The sequence below is a fragment of the Rothia koreensis genome, from assembly GCF_004136575.1.
GTDB lineage: Bacteria > Actinomycetota > Actinomycetes > Actinomycetales > Micrococcaceae > Rothia > Rothia koreensis.
Genome location: NZ_NOIQ01000002.1, coordinates 166,038 through 186,057, shown reverse-complemented (window position 1 = coordinate 186,057; position 20,020 = coordinate 166,038). Strand labels below are relative to the sequence as shown.

Below are 20,020 nucleotides of genomic sequence, written 5' to 3'. Positions count from 1 at the left end.
TTCTCCAGGACCGAGGCCATTCGAGGATCCACCGCCCAGGAAATGCTCAGGAAAATTCCGACGAACGGGCAGGTCGCACTGGCATGCTGAACTGCAATGGGTGGATTGACACAACGTACAGGGGGTCCTGGGCCAATGAGTACCGAGCCAACGCGAGATCAGGGCGAGACGCCTGTACGCGATTGGCCTTCCACGAGGCGCGGAACCTTCCACCCGCCGACGGTCGGGGTCGTCATCAAGCACCTGGTCGTGATCGGCATCATGCTCTTCGGCCTGTGGGGCACGGTATGGGCATTCCTCTACAGCTATTCCGGCCAATGGATCGACCAGACCGCAACCTCCGAGGTGAGCAACAACCTCCGCCGGTACAGCAGGGACTCGGATCACCTGCTCAACGCTCTCCCTGCCATAGCCGGTGTCCTGGCGGTCATCGGGATCCTTTTCGTCCTCGTTCGCAGGCACCGGTTCCTGCCCGCCGTGATCGGGCTGGCCATGGCCGCGGGGGCCAACGGGACGACCCAGGCGCTCAAGTACCTGATCCTGGCCAAGCCGAACTACGGCGTCCAGGAAGCGACCATGAATTCCCTGCCGTCGGGCCACACGACGTTCGCCGCGGCGGCCGGAGCGGCACTGTTCATCGCGGCGCCCAAGAAATGGCGCCCGTTCATGTCACTGGTCATGCTGATGTTCGGGACTCTCGCGGGGGTTGCCACCGTGATCAACGAATGGCACCGGCCGGCCGACGTCGTCGCCGCGCTGTTCGTGGTCGCTGCCTGGACGGCCTTGGCCTTGCTCGTGCTTCGGTTCGTTCCGGCCGAGGACCAGGACACCGCGAGCACCCGTCACACCGGGATGCTCCTGATTCCGCTGATGGTCATCACCGGGCTCTTCCTGGCCTTCTGCGCGGTGGCCACGTACATGATCGCGGCCCAGCAGCACTTCGCGGGGGCCGCTCTACTGGGCAGCCTGTGCCTGATCTTTGCCGTCGGACTCCTGTCCACGGCCCTGCTCGTCTGGCTCCTGAGGCGCAAGCAACCGACCGAAGAACGGCCCTACACGAAGGTGTGGTCGTACTGACCCGCCTGGGCGGGCCGTCTAAGCGTGCTCGCCCGTGGTGATGGGGCCGGTCACGCCGGTCGGGGTGTCCTCCACGGACAGGTCCTCGCCCATCATTCCCTTTTCCTCGAGGTAGGCCAGGCGGTCCAGCAGAATACGGGTCACCCCGGCGTCGTAGGGAAGTTTGTACATCGCCGCGGTCGTGGGTCCGGCCTCCGGATTCGAGGTCGACGCCGCGATCCTGTCGATCGCTTCCCTCATGGTTTCGGACTGGCGCTGCACGAAGGTGCGCTCCACAGGGGTTCCGTGTCCCGGGACGAAGACGTGGTAACGGTCCAGGCCGGCGACCGTGGCCAGGGTCTGGACCCAGACCTCCGGGAAGGAATCGTCGAAAGCGGGGTCGGCACCCTGTTCCACGATGTCTCCCGTGAACAGGACTTCGTCGACACCCGCGAGGACGTCATTGTCGGTGTGTCCGAGTCCCAGATAGAACAGCGTCACGGCCCGGTCTCCCAGGTCGACGCGGGTGAATGAGGCGCGTCCGCCATCACCCGGAAGGAGGCGGGTCGGCGGGATGATGTCGGTGTTCGGCCCCTGGTGATGAGCCATTTCCGGTTCCAAGGTCTCCACGTAGCCGCGCTGGCGGTCGGCGTAGCGCTCCATCGCACGCTCGGCGTTGGGGTGGGCCCAGAAATCGGTGGTGCCGTCCGCCGCGAAGACGGCATTGCCGAAGAAGTGGTCGTAGTGCGCGTGGGTATTCACGACCACGAACGGAAGGTCCGTGATCTTGCGAGCGGCACGGAAGATTTCGGCGCCCTGGCGGGGGCCGGCACCCGTGTCGATGACCATGGCCTTGTCCGCGCCAAGGATCAATCCGGTGTTCAAACGGTAGTCATCGGTCGCGATGACGTAGATCCCGTCGGCAATTTCTTGTGTTCGAGCCATATGCCTACGGTACTTGATCCGAATGGATCACAGGGCGACCGTATCCGAAAACCCTCGTTCGCCCGATGCGATCGGGCCTTGCCCGCCTCGTTACGATGGGACCATGCTCTCCCCCTCCGATGTGTCTGCCTCCCCCTCTGGTGCGGGCCGTTACGCCCCGTCGCCGTCGGGAGACCTTCACCTCGGAAACCTGCGCACCGCTCTCTACGCGTGGCTGTTCGCTCGGTCCACGGGGCGCGCCTTCCGTCTCAGGATCGAAGACCTCGACCGCGTCAGAGAAGGCTCCGCCCAGCGCCAAATGGACGACCTCGAGGCACTCGGCATCGATTGGGACGGCGAACCGTTGATCCAGTCGGCGCGCACGGTCGCGTACGAGGACGCCGTCGCCCGTCTCCGCGAACGCGGAATGGTCTACGAGTGTTTCTGCACCCGGAGAGAGATCCAGGAGGCCTCCTCCGCCCCGCACGGTGCCCCCGGCGCCTACCCCGGCACGTGCCGCACTCTGACCGCCGACGAACGGACCGAACGCGCACGGTCACGTCCGGCGGCTCTCCGGCTGCGCAGCGAAACCCGCGAATGGACGGTCCTTGACCGCTACGCCGGCCAGTACACGGGGATGGTGGACGACATGGTTCTGGTCCGCAATGACGGACGCGCGGCCTACAACCTGGCCGTGGTCGTCGACGACCATTTTCAAGGCATCGACCAGGTGGTGCGCGGCGATGATCTGCTCTCCTCCGCCCCAAGGCAGTCCTGTCTTGCCTCCCTGTTGGGGCTCGGCCGCGTGGACTACGTCCATGTTCCGCTCGCCCTGAATCGGGAGGGCAAGCGGCTGGCCAAGCGCGACGGGGCCGTCACCGTGGCCGAGCTCCGGGACAACGGGGTGGCTCCCGCCGAGATCGTGCGCATGATCGCCTCCTCGATGCCGCTCCGGAGCCTGCGGACCGACGACGCCGGGGCCCTTCCCGAGTCGGCCTCGCAGATGCTGGAGGTCTTCGACCCGGAAACGATCTCGCTGGACCCCTGGACTGTCCTCGATCCCGCGGCGGAGGTGCCCCGTGTCTCTGACTGAACGCATTCCGCGGCGCCATCGGGGAACCACCGCTCTGATCGCCGTGCTCATCGGCTCGACCGGCATCCAGACCACGTCCGCGGTGGCCACGACCCTTTTCGAGAAGTTCAGCCCCGTCTCGGTGTCCGGCCTGCGGATGACGACGGCCGCCGTCGTCCTGCTGCTCATCGCTCGGCCGAAATTCTGGCGGTTCACCCGAAGGGACTGGCTCTCCGTGGTCTCCTACGGCGTCGTCTCCTCTCTGATGAACGTGTTCTTCTACCTCGCGGTGGATCGCATACCCCTGGGCGTGGCCGTGACGATCGAGTACCTCGGAGCCTTCGCCGTGGCCATGTTCGGCGTGCGCAAGTTCAAGGACGGCCTGTTTGCGGTAGGGGCCCTGGCGGGCGTTGTTCTGATCGCCGGGCCGACCTTCGGGAGCACGGATCTTCTGGGATATGTCTTCGCCGTCATGGCCGCCGCGTCCATGACGGGTTACACGCTGCTGTCCGGCAAGATCGGCAGCGGGACAGAAGCGACCGCCGGCATCCGCGGACTCTCCGTGTCGATCGCGATCGGTGCCATCATGTGGTCCCCGGCGACGGCGCTGGCCCTCCCCCACATGACCGTGGGCGACTGGGGCATCGCCGTGTTCATCGGTGCCGTGGGTCTCGCTCTGGCCTTTTCCTGCGACGCGTTCGCGGCGACCATGACCAACCCTGCGGTCGTCGGGGTCTTCTTCTCCCTGGATCCCGTGGTCTCGTCCTTGGTCGGGCTCGCCCTCCTCGGTGAGTTGCTCTCGGCCTCGGCCTATATCGGCATCGCGTTGATCGTCCTGTCCGGCGCGGCCGTCACATGGCGAGCCAATCGTTCGGCGGCCGTCATCACCACGCACACCGAGGCGTTGCAGGTCATCCGTACGGCCCAGATGCCGCAGACGCCACGGGAATGACTCCTGCGCATTCCTTCAGATTCTCCCCATCCTTCGCGTGATCTGGCATACTCGGGTGCTGAACTCGTGGCTCCCGTCACGCCCGAGGACTGCACTCGTCAATCGACGCACCGGAGAATACGACAATGTCCGACCAGACATTCCAGTACATCGCCCTGGGGATCTATTTCCTGGGGATGATCGCCATCGGCCTGTGGGCCAGCACCAAGAACACTGACAACGAGGACTACATGCTCGGAGGCAGATCCCTCCGACCCGGAGTCGCGGCGCTGTCCGCGGGCGCTTCCGACATGTCCGGCTGGCTCGTCATGGGCCTGCCCGGTGCCATCTACGTCTCCGGGCTCCTCGACGCCTGGATCGCCATCGGCCTGACCATCGGCGCGTGGGTCAACTGGAAAGTGGTGGCCCCGCGCCTGCGCGCCTATTCCGAAGTCTCGGGGAATGCGATCACGATCCCCTCGTTCTTCGACAACCGCCTCAAAGCCGATGGCCTCTCGAGTCGGGTCCTGCGCGTGACCTGCGGGCTCATCATCTTGATCTTCTTCATCTTCTACGTTTCCTCGGGCATGGTCGCCGGCGGCAAGTTCTACCAGACCACCTTCGACGGCAATTACCACGTGGGCATGATCGTGATCGCCGCGATCACGGTGCTCTACACGTTCTTCGGCGGCTTCCTGGGCGCGACCTTCACGGACGTGGCGCAAGGGCTCCTGATGCTCGTCGCACTGGTCATGGTTCCCGTCGTTGCCGTCATCCAGTTCGGCGGTCCCGGTCATGTCCTGAACGCCGTCTCCGAGGCCAATCCGGACGCTCTCTCACTGGTCAGCGGGGCCACCGCGATCGGAGTGATCTCCTCGCTGGCGTGGGGGCTCGGATACTTCGGCCAACCGCACATCGTGGTGCGCTTCATGGCCCTTCGCTCTCCCAAGGACGCGCCGACCGGACGCCGCATTGGCATCTCCTGGATGGTCCTGTCCGTGGTCGGCACGATTGCCACGGCACTGACCGGCATCGCCTATTTCTCGACCCATCCTGAAGCCAGCCTGACCGACTCGAAATCCGCGGAGACAGTCTTCCTGGACCTCTCCCAGATCCTGTTCCACCCGCTCGCCGCCGGTTTCGTGCTGGCCGCCGTGCTCGCGGCGATTATGTCCACGGTGTCCTCACAGCTCGTGGTTTCCTCCTCCGCCGCGGTCGAAGACTTGGCCATGCTGCTCATCAAGCGGCGGCCCACCCCCAAGGTCCAGCTGTGGATGTCGCGCGGCGCGGTCCTGACCGTGTCCGTGATCGCGGCCCTGATCGCCCTCGACTCGGACTCCGCGGTCCTCGAGCTCGTCGCCTTTGCATGGGCCGGTTTCGGCGCGGCCTTCGGTCCGTTGATGCTGCTGTCGTTGTTCTGGAGGAAACTCACGGCCTCGGGAGGACTCTGCTCGATGATCGTCGGCGCCGTGGTCACGATCGTGTGGCGGTACGCGATCCAGGATCCGGAGTCGACGGGGATCCTCGCGCTCTACGAGATTGTCCCCGGGTTCGCCGCCGCGCTCGTGGTCGGCGTCGTCGTCTCGCTGATGACGCACCGCCCGTCGGAGCGCGTGGAACGCGAGTTCGCCGAGGCCAAGGAGCTGGCCTCGGCCCGCTGACCCGATGTCCTCTTCTCGCGCGGCCTGCCCGCTCGGGTGCACCCGAGCGGGCAGGTTTTTTCCGTGCCGGCTAGAATCGCACTGATGACTACGACCGAGAACTCCGCGCTGCCCGAATCCGTGTCCGACGTCTTCGACCCCCACCGCTGGAGAACGGTCGAAGGCTTCGAGGACCTCGAGGACATCACTTACCACCGTCAGGTCGAAAGGGACGCGACGGGACGCATCGTGAGAGACCTTCCGTGCGTCCGGGTCGCCTTCGACCGCCCCGAAGTGCGCAATGCCTTTCGTCCGGGAACCGTGGACGAGTTGTACCGGGTCCTGGACCACGCCCGGATGACCAGCGACGTCGGTACCGTGCTGCTGACCGGCAACGGGCCCTCCCCGAAAGACGGCGGGTGGGCTTTCTGCTCCGGTGGGGACCAGCGGATTCGTGGACGGGACGGCTACCGGTACGCCGAGTCCGAGACCGCTGACTCGATCGACCCGGCCCGGGCCGGCCGCCTGCACATTCTCGAGGTGCAACGTCTGATTCGCACCATGCCGAAGGTGGTCATTGCCGTCGTCTCCGGCTGGGCCGCCGGCGGCGGACATTCCCTCCACGTCGTCTGCGACCTGACGATCGCATCGCGCGAATTCGGCAAGTTCAAGCAGACCGACGCCACCGTGGGGTCCTTCGACGCCGGGTACGGATCGGCCCTTCTGGCGCGTCAGGTCGGCCAGAAGGCCGCCCGCGAGATCTTCTTCCTGGCCAGGGAGTACGACGCCCAGCGCATGCACGAGATGGGTGCCGTGAATCAGGTTGTACCCCATGCCGAGCTCGAGAGCACCGCCCTGGAGTGCGCCGCCGACATCGCACGCCAGTCCCCGCAGGCCATCCGCATGCTGAAATTCGCCTTCAACCTTCCCGACGACGGCATGGTCGGGCAACAGGTCTTCGCCGGTGAGGCCACGCGCATGGGTTACATGACGGACGAGGCCGTCGAAGGGCGCGATGCCTTCCTGCAGAAGCGGGATCCCGATTGGAGTGCGTTCCCCTACTACTTCTGACGAATCCCGGCCGCGGTCGAGCGACCAGGGACCACGACTAGGCTGGAGACGCCATGGATTTTTCTCAGCTCTCCCCCGTTTCTGCTGTTCCCGAGGCCTCCGAGGTTGCGGTCTTCCTCGACGGGCCGGGGTCCGTCGACGTCGAGCGCCTCCGCGACTCCCTCTCCCGGACGATCACGCGCGAGACCAGAATCGGCGAAGACGTGGCGGCGCTCGTGGTGAGCACCTCGGGTTCCACGGGGCGCCCGAAGCAGACGGTCCTGTCCGCGGGAGCGCTCAGGGCCTCGGGGCTGGCTACCGAGAAGGCAACGGGCACCGACGGCGGCGCCCACTGGTTGCTCGCGCTGCCCGTGCACTACGTCGCCGGGGCACAAGTCGTGGCCCGCTCGGTTCTCGCCGCGACCCGGCCCGCGGCGACCGCATCCGTTCGGGACGGCAGCCGCTTCACCGCGCGCGATTTTCTCGACGCCGCACACCGCCTGCCCTCTGGGCACAGGATGACCTCACTCGTCCCGACGCAGCTCCACACCTTGGTGGAGGAAGCGGAGACCGACGCCGCCCTCGAGAGCGAAATACTCGAGGCGCTGAGAAGTTTCGACGCGATTCTGCTGGGCGGAGCGCCGGCCTCGACGGCACTCCTGCGCGATTGCGGTCAGCTGGGCATCCCCCTGGTCGAGACCTACGGCAGCGCGGAGACGGCGGGAGGGTGCGTGTATGACAGACATCCCTTGCCAGGGACTCACGTTGCCGTGGAGCCCGCCACCGATCCTTCGGCCCCGGGACGCATCTGGTTGGGCGGGCCGACCGTCGCCTCGGGCTATCTCGGCGATCCCGAGCGGACGGCCAGCTCCTTCCGCCGCAGTCCGGACGGCACCTGGTGGTACCGGACCGATGATCTCGGCACGTTCTCCGACCGTGAAGGGCTTTCCGTCGCCGGGCGGGCGGACGACGTCATCCTCACCGGCGGGGTCAAGGTTTCGGCCCGTGCCGTGGCCGCCGTCCTGGAACAGGACCCGTCCGTGCGGGAGGCCGTCGTCGTCGGCGTCGAGAGTCCACGATGGGGCCAGGAAATTCGGGCGGCCGTCTCGCGCAGACCGAACCGGGAGCCCGACGTGACCAGCCTGGCCGATCGTGTCCGCCAAGACCTCGGCCGGGCCGCGGCGCCCAAGACCATCCGGGTCCTGGACCGCCTGCCGCAGACCAGCACGGGGAAGCCGGACCGGACGGAAGTGCACCGACTGCTGGCCCCGGACGCCATGGAGTGAACGCGTCCGACTGGCGCGATTCCGCCGAAGTGAGACAATGAATTGTCATCCCAAGCTTTCCGCCCGGCGCGAGCGTGCCCGGCACACCGAGAGGAGCGCACGTGGCAACCGTTGCACAGTGGGTCGAGGGAGCACGCCTGCGTACGTTGCCCATGGCCGTCGCTCCCGTCATCGCCGGCACAGGCGCGGCCGTCCACCTGTGGCAGTTCCGACCGGTCTGCGCCGTTCTTGCGCTGCTGGTGGCCCTGTTCCTCCAGATCGGCGTGAACTACGCCAACGACTACTCGGACGGGATCAAGGGCACGGACGATTCCCGTGTCGGCCCGATGCGCCTGACCGGTTCTGGCGCCGCTCCCGCGCGGCACGTGAAGCTCGCGGCTTTCGCTTGTTTCGGTCTCGCCATGGTCTCGGGGCTCGCGCTGGTGGTCATCACCGGACAATGGTGGTTCCTGCTCATCGGACTCTCAGCGGTTTTCGCCGCGTGGGGCTACACCGGAGGACGACGCCCCTACGGCTACATGGGTTTGGGCGACCTTTTCGTGTTTCTCTACTTCGGTCTCGTCGCGACGATGGGCACGACCTTCACCCAGGCCTCGCAGTTGTCGCTCACCGCCGTGGTGTCCTCGGTTTCGCTGGGTCTCATCGCCTGCGCACTCCTGATGGCGAACAACCTGCGTGACATTCCCACGGACACGGAAGCGGGAAAGCTCACGCTCGCGGTCCGGCTGGGTGGTTCCCGCGCTCGCCTGGCCTACGCGGCAGAGGTAGGTCTCGCTTTCGCGCTGATGCTGTTCACGGTCCCGGAGAATCCGTGGAACCTTCTGGTCCTCCTGGCGCTGCCGCTGGCCTGGCCCGCCGTCCGGACCGTTCTGTCCGCCACGGACATGAGAAGGCTCATTCCCGTCCTCAAACAGACCGGTTTGCTGAGTTTGCTGTTCGCTCTCCTGCTTCTGGTCGCGTCAATCATTGGAGCATGACCCGGTGACCGACACTCCCGAGAATTCCCCATCGGACCGTCCGCGGAACCCTGACCTTCCCGCTTCCGACGGCCCCGCGACCCCCTCAGGTGCCCGCCAGGTCACGGCCGCGTGGTGCATCGTTGTCCTGCTCATCGCTTCCTGTCTCAGGCCGGCGCTGACCACGGTCGGACCCGCTCTCCACCTGATCGGCGACGACACGGGCCTGGGATCCGGTGGACTCGGGCTGGTCGGGGCCTTGCCGCTCCTGGCCTTCGCAATCCTCTCCCCCATCGTGGCCATTCCCGCCCAACGCATCGGGATCGAACGGGTGGTCCTGGTGGCTCTCGCGGTCCTCGGTCTGGGCATACTTCTGAGATCGACCCCCGGCATCGGCTGGCTCTGGGTCGGAACGCTCCTGATCGGCGTCGGAATCGCTACAGGGAACGTCCTTGTTCCGGTCATCGTCAAACGTGATTTCTCGAAGCACGTGTCCCTCATGACCGGCCTCTACACGGCCGTGCTCTCGGTCGGTGCCGCGACCGCCTCAGGCATTACGGCGCCTTTGTCGCACACCCTGCCGGGGTCGTGGCGCTCGGCCCTGGCGATCTGGGCCGCCGTGCCGCTCGTGTGCGCCGTGTGGTGGTTCTTCCTGACACGTGCGACCCGGCGCCGCGAGTACGAGCGTTCGGGGTCACTCGCCAAGGCCATGACCGGTTCCATGCCTGCGATCCCATCGCCCGCCGAACCGAACGCATCGCGCAAGGTCTCGTTGCTCAAGTCCCCGCTGGCCTGGCAGGTCACGATATTCATGGGACTCCAGTCGCTGATCTTCTACACGGCCGCCAACTGGCTGCCGACGGTGGAGGCCAGCGTGGGAATGGATCCCGCGACCGGAGGATTCCACCTGTTCCTGATGCAGTTGCTCGGCATCCTCGGGAACCTGAGCGTGAGTTTCCTTGCCGAACGGAGGGCCTCGCAGAGTTGGCTCGCCATGATCATGGCGGGTTTCCTGATCGTCGCCCTGGGTGGGGCTCTCGTTCTGCCTCAGGCCGCGGCCCTGTGGGCCTCGTTCATCGGCATCGGTTGCGGTGGCAGCTTCTCGCTCTCCCTCGCCATGATCGGTCTCAGGACGATGAGCTCGGCCCAGACGATGAAGCTCTCCGGCATGTCCCAATGCCTCGGCTACCTGATGGCAGCCCTGGGTCCGTTGCTCGCCGGATGGTTCGCCGACGTTCTCGGTGGTTGGGTCATGGTCATCGTGATCCTGCTGGCCCTCATGGTGGTCCATTTGATCGCAGGTGCTCTTGCCGGTCGCAACCGCAAGATCGGCGCGACGGCCTAGACCCGAACCAATCCCTCTCGGTGGGGTCGTGACGGAATCGGAGCCGTCAGGTTGCGCGTCGGTCAGACGTCGCGGCCTTCACGACGAAGCTGTTCGTCGACGTACTGGTCCTCGACCTCGATGTTCTCGTCCTCCACGGTCCTCTTGGTCTTCTTGCCGCGCAGCTTGCGCCAGAACCGTCCGAAGTCCCTGCTGGCTTGCTCGTGGAGCCTCGGAAAGCCCAGGTATGCGACGGCGAATGCGATGAGGATGGCGAACACCCCGGCCAGGATCGCGCCCGTTCCCAGGTAGACGCAGGCTACGAAGACAACGGCCATCAGGCCGAAGCGGAGCAGGGTGTAGTACAAGAATTTCACGGTCACCGAGTCTACTCTCCGGACCTGGTGATCCGCTCAGTGACCTGGCCCGCACGCCACCGGTAAGCTGACATGTATGCGAGCAGTACTGATCATCGTCGCGGCGGCCGTCGTCGTCGGCATGACCATCTATGCCCTTCTCGACATCGCCCGCACGGAAAAGCGCCATATCGTGGCTCTGCCCAAAGCGTTGTGGTTCATCATCGCGCTGATATTCCCCGTGCTCGGACCGGTGCTGTGGTTGGTCTTCGGTTTCCGACGGTACAGGGCAGGGCGCCGCTCAGACGCCGGCAATCACGGCCTGCCGCCGGAGGGCGCTCCGGACGACGACGAGGCCTACCTCAAATTCCTGGACCAGCAGGCCGAACGCAGGAAGCGAGACGAAGAGCGACGCCGTCGGGAAGAGGGCCGCGACGATACGGACCCCGACGTGTCCTGACCGGCACGTCCGGGGACGGTCCGCGCGGCCGAAGGCCGGCTCCTACAGGCCGGAGTAGGAATGCAGCCCGTTGAAGACCACGTTCACTGCGGTGAAGTTGAAGATGATGCAGCCGTAGCCGATGATCGACAACCATGCGGAACGGGGCCCGGTCCAACCGCGTGTGGCCCGAGCGTGCAGGTACGCCGCGTAGACGACCCAGATCACGAAGGTCCACACTTCCTTGGTGTCCCAGCCCCAGTAACGCCCCCAGGCCTTGTTGGCCCAGATTGCGCCCATGGCCAGGGTGAAGGTCCACATCACGAAGCCCACCGTGTTGAGACGGAAGGCGAAGTTCTCGAGCGCCTGGGATGACGGGACCAGGCGCATGAAGCCCAGTCCGGCCTTTTCCCCTTCGATCAGCTTCCGTTCCCGCCGGGACTGGATCAGTTGGAGCACGGCCATCGCGAACGTAATGGTGAAGACGCCGGAGGCCATGACGGCCACCGATACGTGGATCACGAGCCAGTAGGACTGCAGAGCGGGCTTGAGGTGGCCCACGGGCGTGGGGAAGCCGATCGTGGCGGCGACCATCATGATCAGGGACAGCCCGGTGACCAGTGCCCCGACAAAACGCAGGTCACGGAAGATCAGCGCGACGAGGAATACCACGGAGACCACGAGTGCGCCCGTGGTGCAGAACTCGTACATGTTGCCCCAGGGAACACGGCCGGCGGCCAGTCCGCGGGTCACGACGCCGATCACGTGGATCGCGCACGCAATGATCATGACGGCGACGGCGACGCGTGCGGCCACCCGCCGTTCCCCCGTATAGGTCATCGAATCGTCGGCGACGTAGTTGTTCAGCTTGGCCCTGGTCCGGGCGTTGTAGGCGCGACCGCGGCTGCCACCTCCCCCGCCTTCCAGGACGGCCGCCGAGACGCCCGAGCCTGATTTCTCGCTGTTCCGTGCGACCGGGCTCGCCCCGACCGTGGCCGGTACGCCGGTTTCATCGGCAGAGCCGGCAGCCGCCTCCGCCTTGCGCGTGGCGCGGGAATGGGACGCCAGGTCCCAGGTGAAGGCGACGAAGGACACCAGGTAGGTCACCGCGGCCAGCAGCATGAAGGTTTCGCTCCACTGGCCCAGGTTCTCGTTGATGGTCATGCTTCCCTTTCTGGAACGACGAGGCGAGGGAGACTCGGATGGGGGCACTCCCGCGACCAGTCGGTCCGATGCGAGGAAATTATCCCTCGCTGAATTCTAGTCCCCATTCCTGGGCGAAGATTTCGGTCAATTTGTCGGCCTCTGCGGCAAGCCTCGGGTCCTCCCCGCGCGCCAGCAACCCGTATTCCACGACGACGGCCTTGGTTCCCCCGTCGAGCGTCGTCTCGCGGGCCTTGACCCACAACCGACGACGGGCCACGAAGAGTGAAATGATCAGGCCACCGAAGGCGAGCAGGAAGGAGACCAGGACCACGGGCTTGCCCGGGTCGTAATGAATATCCAGGCCCGCGTACCGTTTGACCCCTTCGAACTCGATGCTTCCCTTGTTGTCGGGAAGATCGAGCTTGTTGTTCTCCTCGGTCAGCACGATTCCGCCGTTCTCCGACTTCATCGAGTTGAGCTCGTTGAGCTTGTCGGTGTCGAGCACGTACACGTTCTGCGGCTTGCCGTCGTCGAGACCGAGGTCCCCGGAGTACGAGGACAGGACCAGGGCCGGATTCGCCGGAGCCGCGTCTGCCGAGTACGGCATCTGGCCGGGTTGGATCACCGCGGTCGGGAGGAACATCCCGACGAAACCGAGCTGGTCCGGCCCGGCGTCGGGAACCTTGAGGACCATGGACGAGGTGAAGACCTTGTCCGTCGGCAAGGAGACGACCGGGCCCTCGTAGGCGACCTTCCCGTCGCCGCCGGTGACCTTCACGATCGGGGCATAGCCGTTGCCCTGGAGGTAAACATTGTTGCCATCGATGTTCAGCGGCTCGTTGACCTTGAGGGATTCCTTCTTTGCCTTCGCCCCGGGGCTGTCCTTGACCGTCATCTGGGCGTCGTAGCTGAGGTCCTGGCCGTACGTCGAGGACGTCTTGTCACGGTCGTAGGTGACATTCAGTTTGTCCAGGGTGACCGAGAAGTTGCGCAGCCAATCCGGGTTGTAATTGGTCCCGGGTTTGAAGGAGTCGTAGCTGATGAGGGTGTTCACATGGGATTCTCCCTCGGCCACGATCTTCTGCCCGCTGTAGCCGAACTGACCGCCAATCGCCACGCCGACCAGCACGCCGATCATGGACGCGTGGAACAACAGGTTGCCGATTTCCCGAATGTAGCCGCGTTCCGCACCGACGCTCGGGGCCGTGGAATCCTCACGGACTTCGGTCCGGTAATGACGCTTGCGCAAGATCTTGTTGGCGGTGCGCACCGCCCCGTTGGCCGTGAGTCCTCCCTCGACCGAGTCGACGGGGATGGTCAGAACGCGATGCTGCGGCAAGCGTGTGAGGTTGCGCGGTGTTCGCGGGGGCTTGGCCCTGAAGGCCTTGGCGTGCTTGATAGTCCGCGGGACGACGCACCCGATGAGAGAGATGAACAGCAGAATGTAAATGGCCGAGAACCAGGCCGAGGAGAACACGTCGAAGAGCTGCAGCTTGTCGGCGATCGGGCCCCACGTGGTGTGGGAGTCCTTGTACTCCTGGACTTTCTGGGGGTCCTGAATGTTCTGGGGGAACATTGATCCCGGGACCGCGGCGACCGCGAGCAGCAGCAAGAGGAACAGCGCGGTGTTCATCTTGGTCAGTTGGGTCCAGGCCCACCTGAGCATGCCAATGAGCCCCAGGACCGGAGCGTCTTTCTTGGCTGCCTTCTTCTTGTTACTCATGCCATCCATCTTCGGTAGCGGATTTCTGCCGTGGTGGTTCGGGAACCTGCCTGGTCTCGATCACACCGGTAGCTCGTACCCCGGGCTCGATGCCTGGAGCCAGGACATCATTGCCGCCCAGAGGCCGGTCGCCATCAGCACGCCGACGACGACGAGCGCGATGCCCCCGACGATCTGCAGGGCCCGACGGTGCTTCTTGAGAAAGTCGAACATTTCTGCCGATTTCCTGAACCCGAGGGCGATCAGGAGAAACGGAATACCCAGACCGAGGCAGTAGGCCAGTGTCAGGCCGATGGCCTTGAGACTGTTGGGGCCCTCGATGAAGACCAGCGCCTGCACCGCCGCGAAGGTCGGTCCGATGCAGGGCGCCCAACCCAGCCCGAAAGTGATGCCCAGGACCGGCGCGCCCCACAACCCGGCGGGCGGCTTGGAGTGGATTTTTCTGTCCTTCTGGAACCACGACAGGCCGCCCATGAAGACGACGCCGAGCAGGATCACCACGAGTCCCAGAACCACTTGGATCCAGGTCTGCCCGCGCACCCAGGGTGCGGCCCCGATCTGGGCGAGCACCACGGACATCAGGACGAACACGACCGAAAAACCGAGGATGAACAGGGCCGTTCCGGCGAACATGCGTCCGCGACGCTTTCGCTGGAGGTCGTTGCCGGTCAGTCCCGTGACATAGGCCAGGTACCCCGGCACGAGGGGAAGAACGCAAGGCGACGCGAAGGAGATGAGTCCAGCCAGCGCCGCCAGTGGAATGGAGGCCCAGAGCGAGCCTTCCAGCACGACGGAACCGAAGGAAGAATCTGCGGCTAGATCCAAGGCTCAACCTACGAATTCTTCGACGAGGAATCTTTGCCCTCGACCTGGTCCTGCAGAAGCGTACGAACCACGGACTCATCGATCTGCCCGAGGACGCGCGCGGCCACACGCCCCTGGGAGTCCAGGACGAGAGTGGTCGGTACGGCCTGGGCCGGGACGTATTCGGAGAGGTCCATCAGCACTCCCCCGGCGCGGTCTTCCACGGAGGGGTACTGGATCCCGAAATTGCGTTCGAAGGCTTCCGCCGTTCCCTGCTCGTCCCGGAGATTGATCCCGTAGAAGTTCGCGGCTTCGCCGAACTCCCCGAAGAGCTTCTGCAAGTGCGGGGCTTCGGCACGGCACGGGGCACACCCTGCGTACCAGAAATTCAGCAGACTCGGTTTGCCGGGAAGATCCGAGCCCTTCACCGGGGTTCCGTCGAACAGCGTCCCCTCGAAGTCCACGGGTTCGCCGCGGTCCTTCTCCTTGAATTCAGTCACGGATCCGTCCCCCGAGACGTACCCTTTGCCGTCCGCTGAGTTCGCCTGGTCTGCCAGCTCCGAGTTGTCCTTGTCGGAGCAGGCGGTCAAGGCGGCCAGTCCGAGCACCGAGGCCGCCGACAGCAGGCCTCGGCGCGTCATCGGCTTGGAATAAGAACTGGGCATGGGTGACTCTCTGGAAGATTTCACGATGTTGGTTCGGGGTCCGACGGCGCGTTCCTCGGAAAGGTCGCCGGGAAGTCAATGTCCACAGGCGGGGCTGGGATCGACCACGGACCCATGTATCGAATTATGATCCCGGAAGCTGAATGACCCCTGAGTAGAGCTCGGCCGCCGGTTCACAATACTCGATCCGAGGCCGCGTTCCGGCGCTGATGTCGTCGAAGTGCAACGAGGTCAGTGACGCGAGATTGCATTGGCGCGACCGCGGATCATGAGGGAGGGGCCGGCCCTCGATGCTCGACCGGGCCATCCAGATGGGCAACTGGTGTGAGACGATCACGGCCTCGGCGCCGTCTCCTCCCCTGTCCACCGCCTCGGCCGCGGCGGACTTGATCGCCTCGGACATGCGATCGACCTGCTCGCGGTACGGCTCGCCCCAGGACGGCCGCAAAGGATTGACCAGTTTGGGCCAGTGGCGCGGGTTGCGCAGGAGTTCCGACCTGTTCACGTGCAGACCCTCGAAGTGGTTTCCCGCTTCGATGACACGCCCGTCCGAAGCAATGGGAAGACCGAGCTTCTCGGAGATCGGGGCCGCAGTCTCCTGGGTGCGCGTCAGCGGCGAGGCCGCCAGATAGGTGATGTTTGCGCCGTCGGCGGCCCTGCGTTCAAGCTCACGGGCCGCCAGTTCGGCCATCGCCTGGCCGGTCTCGGACAGATGGAAATTGGGGAGGCAACCATAGACGATGCGATCCGGGTTGTGGACCTCACCATGCCTCAGGAGGTGAACAGTTGCACGTGGACTCATGTTTTCAGTCTCCCAGATCGGCCGACCGGCGGCCATTCGAGGAGGGCCCTGCGCAACGAGCGATGTCTCATAGTTCTTCCGGGTCGCGGCCTGCCATCATCCCCTGGAGAATCCGCCGGAGGCGAGGCTTGTCGACCCGCCAGAAGTCACGCGGAACCCCGTTGACCCGGACGACCGGAATGTCTTCGGCATGTTGCTTGAGCAGATCCAGGTGGTCCTCGACATTGATCTCAGTCCATTCCAGGCCCAGGGGACCCGTTACCTCGTCGAGGTCTCTTTTGGCGTCCGCGCAGAGATGGCATCCGGGGCTGGTCAGCAGTTCCACGGAAATGCTCTGCTCGATATCGGTCTCTCGCGTCATGTCGGGCCCTCCGCCCCGGTCAATGGTGGTGCCCGATACGCATTCGGCCGCCCCTCGCTCGATGGAGGTGGCGGCCGAAGATGCTGGGCACAAAAAGTGTCTACTTCTTGTTGCGGCGCTGGTGACGGGTCTTGCGAAGCAGCTTGCGGTGCTTCTTCTTCGCCATGCGCTTGCGGCGCTTCTTAATAACTGAACCCATAGGATCCCTACCTTGATAGTCGGACATCGATGGACGGCGCGCTCTCGCACGGCCGCACCACCGGATGGCGTCCCTGCCGTCCCGTACCGAGGACAGCGGAGGCTTGCGGTCAAAACGTTCGCTCACGAAGTCTCTGGCGGGGAAAGACAAGCCCCACAGTGAGAACGTTCCTCCCATACCCTACAAGGTCGGGTCAACGATCCTCGAATCGAAGGGCAGGGGTTCCACGGCGCCGGTCATTGGGCCCGCGACGAGCCGCCATGTGCGCCGGATTCATCCGCCGGTTCCATCGAGTTCAGAGTCTCCGCAACCTCCGGGGCGGAGTCAGGCATGTCGGCGTCGCGCTCCTTCGTGTCCGCCACGCTGTGCGCGAGGGTCGAGGACGGCTCCAGGGGGTGGACCTCGCCATCGGCATCGGCTTCGGGCTGAACGAAGACCGATCCCGAGGACCGCTGTTTGCGGTCGGGGTCCACGCCCGCTTCGAGGTAATGGCCCTCGATGTGTTCGGCCACCATCCGTGCCGCGAGTTCGTTGTCTCCCGCCTCGAGCGCGGCGTAGATGGCCCGGTGCTCCGCGCACAGTCGCGTCGCGGTCGTCGACCACAACGGGACGTAGCCCACCAGCGAGAGAGTGTACTCGTAGATCGAGTCACGCAACCCGGTCATCAGCCCGGTCACGAGGGAATTCCCCGCCAGTCTGGTCAGGGCCACGTGGAAGGAGACCTCGAGATGGTGGAAGTCCTTCAGGGAAAGATCATCACGGGCCATCTCGTCCATGATCTTCGTGAGCTCGCGCATCGCCGGGTGTTCCCGGTCGGCGCGACGCAACGCCCACGTCTCGAGGAGCACACGGGTGTGCACGATGTCCCTCAGGGGGTACTCGGCCGTTGCCATGTGGAGCTTGAGGGCCGGGCCGGCACTCGCCGCGGGTTCGCGCACGAGCTGCGCAATCATCTGGTGCCTCTTGCCCTCGTACAGCCTGAGGATTCCCATCGACTCAAGGGTCTTCAACGCCTCGTGGGTTGCGCTGCGGGAGGCCCCGACGGCCTCGGAGATTCTGCGTTCGCTCGGAAGCTCTTGTCCGAGGACGAGGTTTCCGTCGAACAGCTCGTTCTCCAGCCATTGGAGGATCTTGCGGTCGGTAGCCATACGGTGGTGTGTCTTTCACTCTCGTCAACGATGAAGGTCCAGGCCGGAGGGGACACCCCCTCCTATCGCCCGCGCTTCCTGGAAAACAGGTTAGCCAAAAATCCCGCTTGTTTGGTCTCTCCCGCCACGTGCTGGGCTCCCGCATACTCCCTGGTGCGGCGCACCTCCGGGTCGAGAGGCTCCCACTCCGTGGACCGCGTCCGTTCTTCGTTTTCGGGCATGGGGGCGACGTCGTCCCGTCCGGATGCCTCGCCCGAGGCCTGCTCGCCGGGCACGACCGCCGGCGCCAGGTCCGAGGTGAGCTCCTCGATCTCTTCGGTTTCCGTCTGCTCACGAGCGCTCAGGGGAGCCAGCGGGGCGAACACCACTCCATGGCGGGTGCGCCGGTGTGAGGGTCCGGACTCCTGCGACGCCGGGGTCCCGGATGCCGGTTCGGGGCCCGAGGACGACGCCGGCACGTCGTCGCTCCGAACGACGTCGGTGCCTTCGTCCTCCGAGGGCTGGGACGCGGCGACCTCGGGGGAACCCGTCTCCAGGTCGCCCGTCTCGGCCGTTTCGGCCTCGGTCTTTGCCGGTTCTGTCTCTTCCGCGTCCGCGGTGTCCGCGACCAATTGGTCGGCCCATTCTCGGACCGATTCCAACGGTACGGGGTTCAGCGAGTAGAGCCGCCTCTGGCCCTGCGCCTTCATGGTCACCAAGCCCGCTTCTCGCAGCACCTTGAGATGCTTGGACACGGTCGGCTGGCTCACTCCCAGCTCGGTCACGACGTCGTTGACCGGACGGGGCCCGTCCTTCACGACGGTCAGGATCCGACGACGGGTGGGGTCTGCCACCACAGCAAACACGTCATTGCTCATGCTTCCACCATAACGGTGTATTCCGTACCGAGTATGCGCACACGCCCGCCCGTTCCCTACATGAATGTTCCGAACTCGCCGGACGGGATCCTCAGTCGAACCAGGGGTCGAGGCCCCACAGGGGGAAAACTTCCTTGCGGGTTGCCATGACCGTCCTGTCCAACACATTTCCTGGGTCGAAGCCGATCTCCCAGGAGCGCCACCAGATGTCCGCCTCGTCCCCCATCAACCGTGGTGCACGGACCCCGTATTTTTCGGTGATGTAGCGGCGCCACGACTCCGGCGTCGGCGTCGTGACCTCGACGGGCCGATTGGCCACGATGCCGATCAGGTGCGTCCACGCACGGGGCACCGCGTCCAGGCAGTTGTACCCGCCGCCACCGGTCGCGATCCACCGGTCCTCACAGAGTTCGTTCGCCAGGTCGGCGATCGACAGGGCCGCTTCACGCTGCGCGTCCACGCTCAAGCGCATGTGGGTCATGTCGTCTTTGAAATGCGAGTCGCACCCGTGCTGCGAGACGATGATCTCCGGTTCGAAGGCCCTAGCCAGCTGCGGCACGATCGCGTGGAAGGCCCTGAGCCAATCGGCATCCGCGACCGTCGTCGGCAGGGCCACGTTCACGGCGGTTCCGGCCGCAGCCCCCTCCGGTCCGGTCTCCGCAGCGAACCCGGTCCCGGGGAAGAGAGACATGCCCGTCTCGTGGAGGGAAATCGTCAGCACCCGAGGGTCGTCCCAGAAGATGCTTTGTGTGCCGTCGCCGTGATGGGCGTCGATGTCGATGTACAGAACCTTCTCGACCCCGTGGTCCAGCAAGTACTGGATTCCGACGGCACAATCGTTGTACACGCAGAATCCGCTCGCGTGATCCCTGTGGGCGTGGTGCATGCCGCCGCCGAAATTGACCGCGCGAGCGACCTCCTGGTCCTTGACCGCGGTTGCCGCGCGCAAAGTCCCGCCGGCGAGTTTGGACGCCGCCTCATGGACCCCTGCGAAACCGGGGGTCTCCTCGCCGTCCAAGCCACTGCCCGGCACCTTCAGGTCAGGGTTCTCACTGACGGCCTTGACGATGTCCACGTACTGTTGCGAATGCGCGGTCAGCAGAGCAGCCTCGTCGGCGGTCTCGGGCTTCTCCACCGTGACGTGGGGAAGACCGAAGAGCCCCAAGTCCTGCGCGAGATGCGCCGTCGCATCGAGTCGCCCTGGGTGCATGGGGTGGTAGTCGCCGAAGAAATATGCGGTCATCGCCGGATCCCACGTCACCAGCGAGGTCGGATCCGCAC

Annotated in this window: 21 protein-coding genes; 9 read left to right on the top strand and 12 right to left on the bottom strand. The window is 65.2% G+C overall.

Annotated features, from left to right (window positions below):
• The first annotated feature begins 135 nt into the window (after positions 1–135).
• Complete coding sequence (locus tag EWU68_RS04510; protein WP_162421311.1) at positions 136–1,077, top strand: phosphatase PAP2 family protein; 942 nt, start codon at positions 136–138, stop codon at positions 1,075–1,077.
• An 18-nt stretch (positions 1,078–1,095) separates the two neighbouring features.
• On the opposite strand, the gene EWU68_RS04505 is transcribed toward EWU68_RS04510, so the two are convergent.
• On the bottom strand, positions 1,096–2,001 hold the full coding sequence (locus tag EWU68_RS04505; protein WP_129314751.1) for an MBL fold metallo-hydrolase: 906 nt from the start codon (positions 1,999–2,001) through the stop codon (positions 1,096–1,098).
• A 103-nt stretch (positions 2,002–2,104) separates the two neighbouring features.
• Between EWU68_RS04505 and gluQRS the strand changes: the two genes are divergently transcribed.
• From gluQRS to EWU68_RS04470, 7 genes are all read left to right on the top strand, one after another.
• Complete coding sequence (gluQRS, locus tag EWU68_RS04500; protein WP_129314749.1) at positions 2,105–3,073, top strand: tRNA glutamyl-Q(34) synthetase GluQRS; 969 nt, start codon at positions 2,105–2,107, stop codon at positions 3,071–3,073.
• The gene (locus EWU68_RS04495; RefSeq protein WP_129314747.1) at positions 3,060–4,004 is read left to right on the top strand and encodes an EamA family transporter; all 945 of its coding nucleotides are present in this window, start codon (positions 3,060–3,062) and stop codon (positions 4,002–4,004) included. The genes gluQRS and EWU68_RS04495 overlap by 14 nt, the downstream gene beginning before the upstream one ends.
• Before the next feature lie 125 nt (positions 4,005–4,129).
• Positions 4,130–5,644: a sodium/proline symporter PutP gene (gene putP / locus EWU68_RS04490; protein ID WP_129314746.1), complete on the top strand. Its 1,515-nt coding sequence runs from the start codon at positions 4,130–4,132 to the stop codon at positions 5,642–5,644.
• Positions 5,645–5,728: 84 nt separating this feature from the next.
• A complete protein-coding gene (locus tag EWU68_RS04485; RefSeq protein WP_129314743.1) occupies positions 5,729–6,694 on the top strand; it encodes a 1,4-dihydroxy-2-naphthoyl-CoA synthase in 966 nt (321 codons plus the stop codon).
• Between the two features lie 53 nt (positions 6,695–6,747).
• Positions 6,748–7,959, top strand: a complete 1,212-nt coding sequence (locus tag EWU68_RS04480; RefSeq protein WP_129314741.1) for an AMP-binding protein — start codon at positions 6,748–6,750, stop codon at positions 7,957–7,959.
• Between the two features lie 101 nt (positions 7,960–8,060).
• Positions 8,061–8,936, top strand: coding sequence for a 1,4-dihydroxy-2-naphthoate polyprenyltransferase (locus EWU68_RS04475; RefSeq protein WP_129314738.1), 876 nt, complete (start codon positions 8,061–8,063; stop codon positions 8,934–8,936).
• 4 nt (positions 8,937–8,940) lie between these two features.
• Positions 8,941–10,260: a CynX/NimT family MFS transporter gene (locus tag EWU68_RS04470; RefSeq protein ID WP_162421309.1), complete on the top strand. Its 1,320-nt coding sequence runs from the start codon at positions 8,941–8,943 to the stop codon at positions 10,258–10,260.
• A 62-nt stretch (positions 10,261–10,322) separates the two neighbouring features.
• On the opposite strand, the gene EWU68_RS04465 is transcribed toward EWU68_RS04470, so the two are convergent.
• Positions 10,323–10,616, bottom strand: coding sequence for a DUF4229 domain-containing protein (locus tag EWU68_RS04465; protein WP_129314732.1), 294 nt, complete (start codon positions 10,614–10,616; stop codon positions 10,323–10,325).
• Positions 10,617–10,692: 76 nt separating this feature from the next.
• Here EWU68_RS04465 and EWU68_RS04460 point away from each other — a divergent pair, with 76 nt between their 5' ends.
• Complete coding sequence (locus EWU68_RS04460; protein ID WP_129314729.1) at positions 10,693–11,055, top strand: PLD nuclease N-terminal domain-containing protein; 363 nt, start codon at positions 10,693–10,695, stop codon at positions 11,053–11,055.
• A gap of 42 nt (positions 11,056–11,097) precedes the next feature.
• Here the strand turns inward: EWU68_RS04460 and ccsB are convergent, their stop codons facing one another.
• The 10 genes from ccsB to EWU68_RS04410 form a co-directional block, all read right to left on the bottom strand.
• Positions 11,098–12,198 carry a c-type cytochrome biogenesis protein CcsB gene (ccsB, locus tag EWU68_RS04455; RefSeq protein WP_129314726.1) on the bottom strand — a complete coding sequence of 367 codons (1,101 nt, stop codon included), beginning with the start codon at positions 12,196–12,198 and terminating at the stop codon, positions 11,098–11,100.
• 79 nt (positions 12,199–12,277) lie between these two features.
• Positions 12,278–13,903, bottom strand: a complete 1,626-nt coding sequence (resB, locus tag EWU68_RS04450; protein ID WP_238692316.1) for a cytochrome c biogenesis protein ResB — start codon at positions 13,901–13,903, stop codon at positions 12,278–12,280.
• 60 nt (positions 13,904–13,963) lie between these two features.
• Entirely contained in the window at positions 13,964–14,728 is a 765-nt protein-coding gene (locus tag EWU68_RS04445) for a cytochrome c biogenesis CcdA family protein (RefSeq protein WP_129314721.1), read from the bottom strand.
• A gap of 8 nt (positions 14,729–14,736) precedes the next feature.
• Positions 14,737–15,372: a TlpA family protein disulfide reductase gene (locus EWU68_RS04440; RefSeq protein ID WP_193554031.1), complete on the bottom strand. Its 636-nt coding sequence runs from the start codon at positions 15,370–15,372 to the stop codon at positions 14,737–14,739.
• 124 nt (positions 15,373–15,496) lie between these two features.
• Entirely contained in the window at positions 15,497–16,174 is a 678-nt protein-coding gene (locus EWU68_RS04435; protein WP_129314719.1) for a histidine phosphatase family protein, read from the bottom strand.
• A 67-nt stretch (positions 16,175–16,241) separates the two neighbouring features.
• Positions 16,242–16,535, bottom strand: coding sequence for a glutaredoxin family protein (locus EWU68_RS04430; protein WP_129314716.1), 294 nt, complete (start codon positions 16,533–16,535; stop codon positions 16,242–16,244).
• A 100-nt stretch (positions 16,536–16,635) separates the two neighbouring features.
• Complete coding sequence (locus EWU68_RS04425; RefSeq protein WP_003792170.1) at positions 16,636–16,734, bottom strand: 30S ribosomal protein bS22; 99 nt, start codon at positions 16,732–16,734, stop codon at positions 16,636–16,638.
• A 236-nt stretch (positions 16,735–16,970) separates the two neighbouring features.
• A complete protein-coding gene (locus tag EWU68_RS04420; protein ID WP_129314714.1) occupies positions 16,971–17,882 on the bottom strand; it encodes a FadR/GntR family transcriptional regulator in 912 nt (303 codons plus the stop codon).
• Between the two features lie 62 nt (positions 17,883–17,944).
• Positions 17,945–18,739, bottom strand: coding sequence for an ArsR/SmtB family transcription factor (locus EWU68_RS04415; RefSeq protein ID WP_129314712.1), 795 nt, complete (start codon positions 18,737–18,739; stop codon positions 17,945–17,947).
• 91 nt (positions 18,740–18,830) lie between these two features.
• Complete coding sequence (locus EWU68_RS04410; protein ID WP_129314835.1) at positions 18,831–19,982, bottom strand: acetoin utilization protein AcuC; 1,152 nt, start codon at positions 19,980–19,982, stop codon at positions 18,831–18,833.
• Positions 19,983–20,020: the final 38 nt, after the last annotated feature.

What these genes read in the sequence shown, in the direction of transcription:
- EWU68_RS04435 (WP_129314719.1), bottom strand. Translation starts at nt 16,174, where the DNA reads ATGAGTCCACGTGCAACTGTTCACCTCCTGAGGCATGGTGAGGTCCAC.
- EWU68_RS04510 (WP_162421311.1), top strand. Translation starts at nt 136, where the DNA reads ATGAGTACCGAGCCAACGCGAGATCAGGGCGAGACGCCTGTACGCGAT.
- resB (WP_238692316.1), bottom strand. Translation starts at nt 13,903, where the DNA reads ATGAGTAACAAGAAGAAGGCAGCCAAGAAAGACGCTCCGGTCCTGGGG.
- EWU68_RS04440 (WP_193554031.1), bottom strand. Translation starts at nt 15,372, where the DNA reads ATGCCCAGTTCTTATTCCAAGCCGATGACGCGCCGAGGCCTGCTGTCG.
- EWU68_RS04415 (WP_129314712.1), bottom strand. Translation starts at nt 18,739, where the DNA reads ATGAGCAATGACGTGTTTGCTGTGGTGGCAGACCCCACCCGTCGTCGG.
- gluQRS (WP_129314749.1), top strand. Translation starts at nt 2,105, where the DNA reads ATGCTCTCCCCCTCCGATGTGTCTGCCTCCCCCTCTGGTGCGGGCCGT.
- putP (WP_129314746.1), top strand. Translation starts at nt 4,130, where the DNA reads ATGTCCGACCAGACATTCCAGTACATCGCCCTGGGGATCTATTTCCTG.
- EWU68_RS04430 (WP_129314716.1), bottom strand. Translation starts at nt 16,535, where the DNA reads ATGACGCGAGAGACCGATATCGAGCAGAGCATTTCCGTGGAACTGCTG.
- EWU68_RS04485 (WP_129314743.1), top strand. Translation starts at nt 5,729, where the DNA reads ATGACTACGACCGAGAACTCCGCGCTGCCCGAATCCGTGTCCGACGTC.
- ccsB (WP_129314726.1), bottom strand. Translation starts at nt 12,198, where the DNA reads ATGACCATCAACGAGAACCTGGGCCAGTGGAGCGAAACCTTCATGCTG.
- EWU68_RS04460 (WP_129314729.1), top strand. Translation starts at nt 10,693, where the DNA reads ATGCGAGCAGTACTGATCATCGTCGCGGCGGCCGTCGTCGTCGGCATG.
- EWU68_RS04505 (WP_129314751.1), bottom strand. Translation starts at nt 2,001, where the DNA reads ATGGCTCGAACACAAGAAATTGCCGACGGGATCTACGTCATCGCGACC.
- EWU68_RS04480 (WP_129314741.1), top strand. Translation starts at nt 6,748, where the DNA reads ATGGATTTTTCTCAGCTCTCCCCCGTTTCTGCTGTTCCCGAGGCCTCC.
- EWU68_RS04420 (WP_129314714.1), bottom strand. Translation starts at nt 17,882, where the DNA reads ATGGCTACCGACCGCAAGATCCTCCAATGGCTGGAGAACGAGCTGTTC.
- EWU68_RS04425 (WP_003792170.1), bottom strand. Translation starts at nt 16,734, where the DNA reads ATGGGTTCAGTTATTAAGAAGCGCCGCAAGCGCATGGCGAAGAAGAAG.
- EWU68_RS04410 (WP_129314835.1), bottom strand. Translation starts at nt 19,982, where the DNA reads ATGACCGCATATTTCTTCGGCGACTACCACCCCATGCACCCAGGGCGA.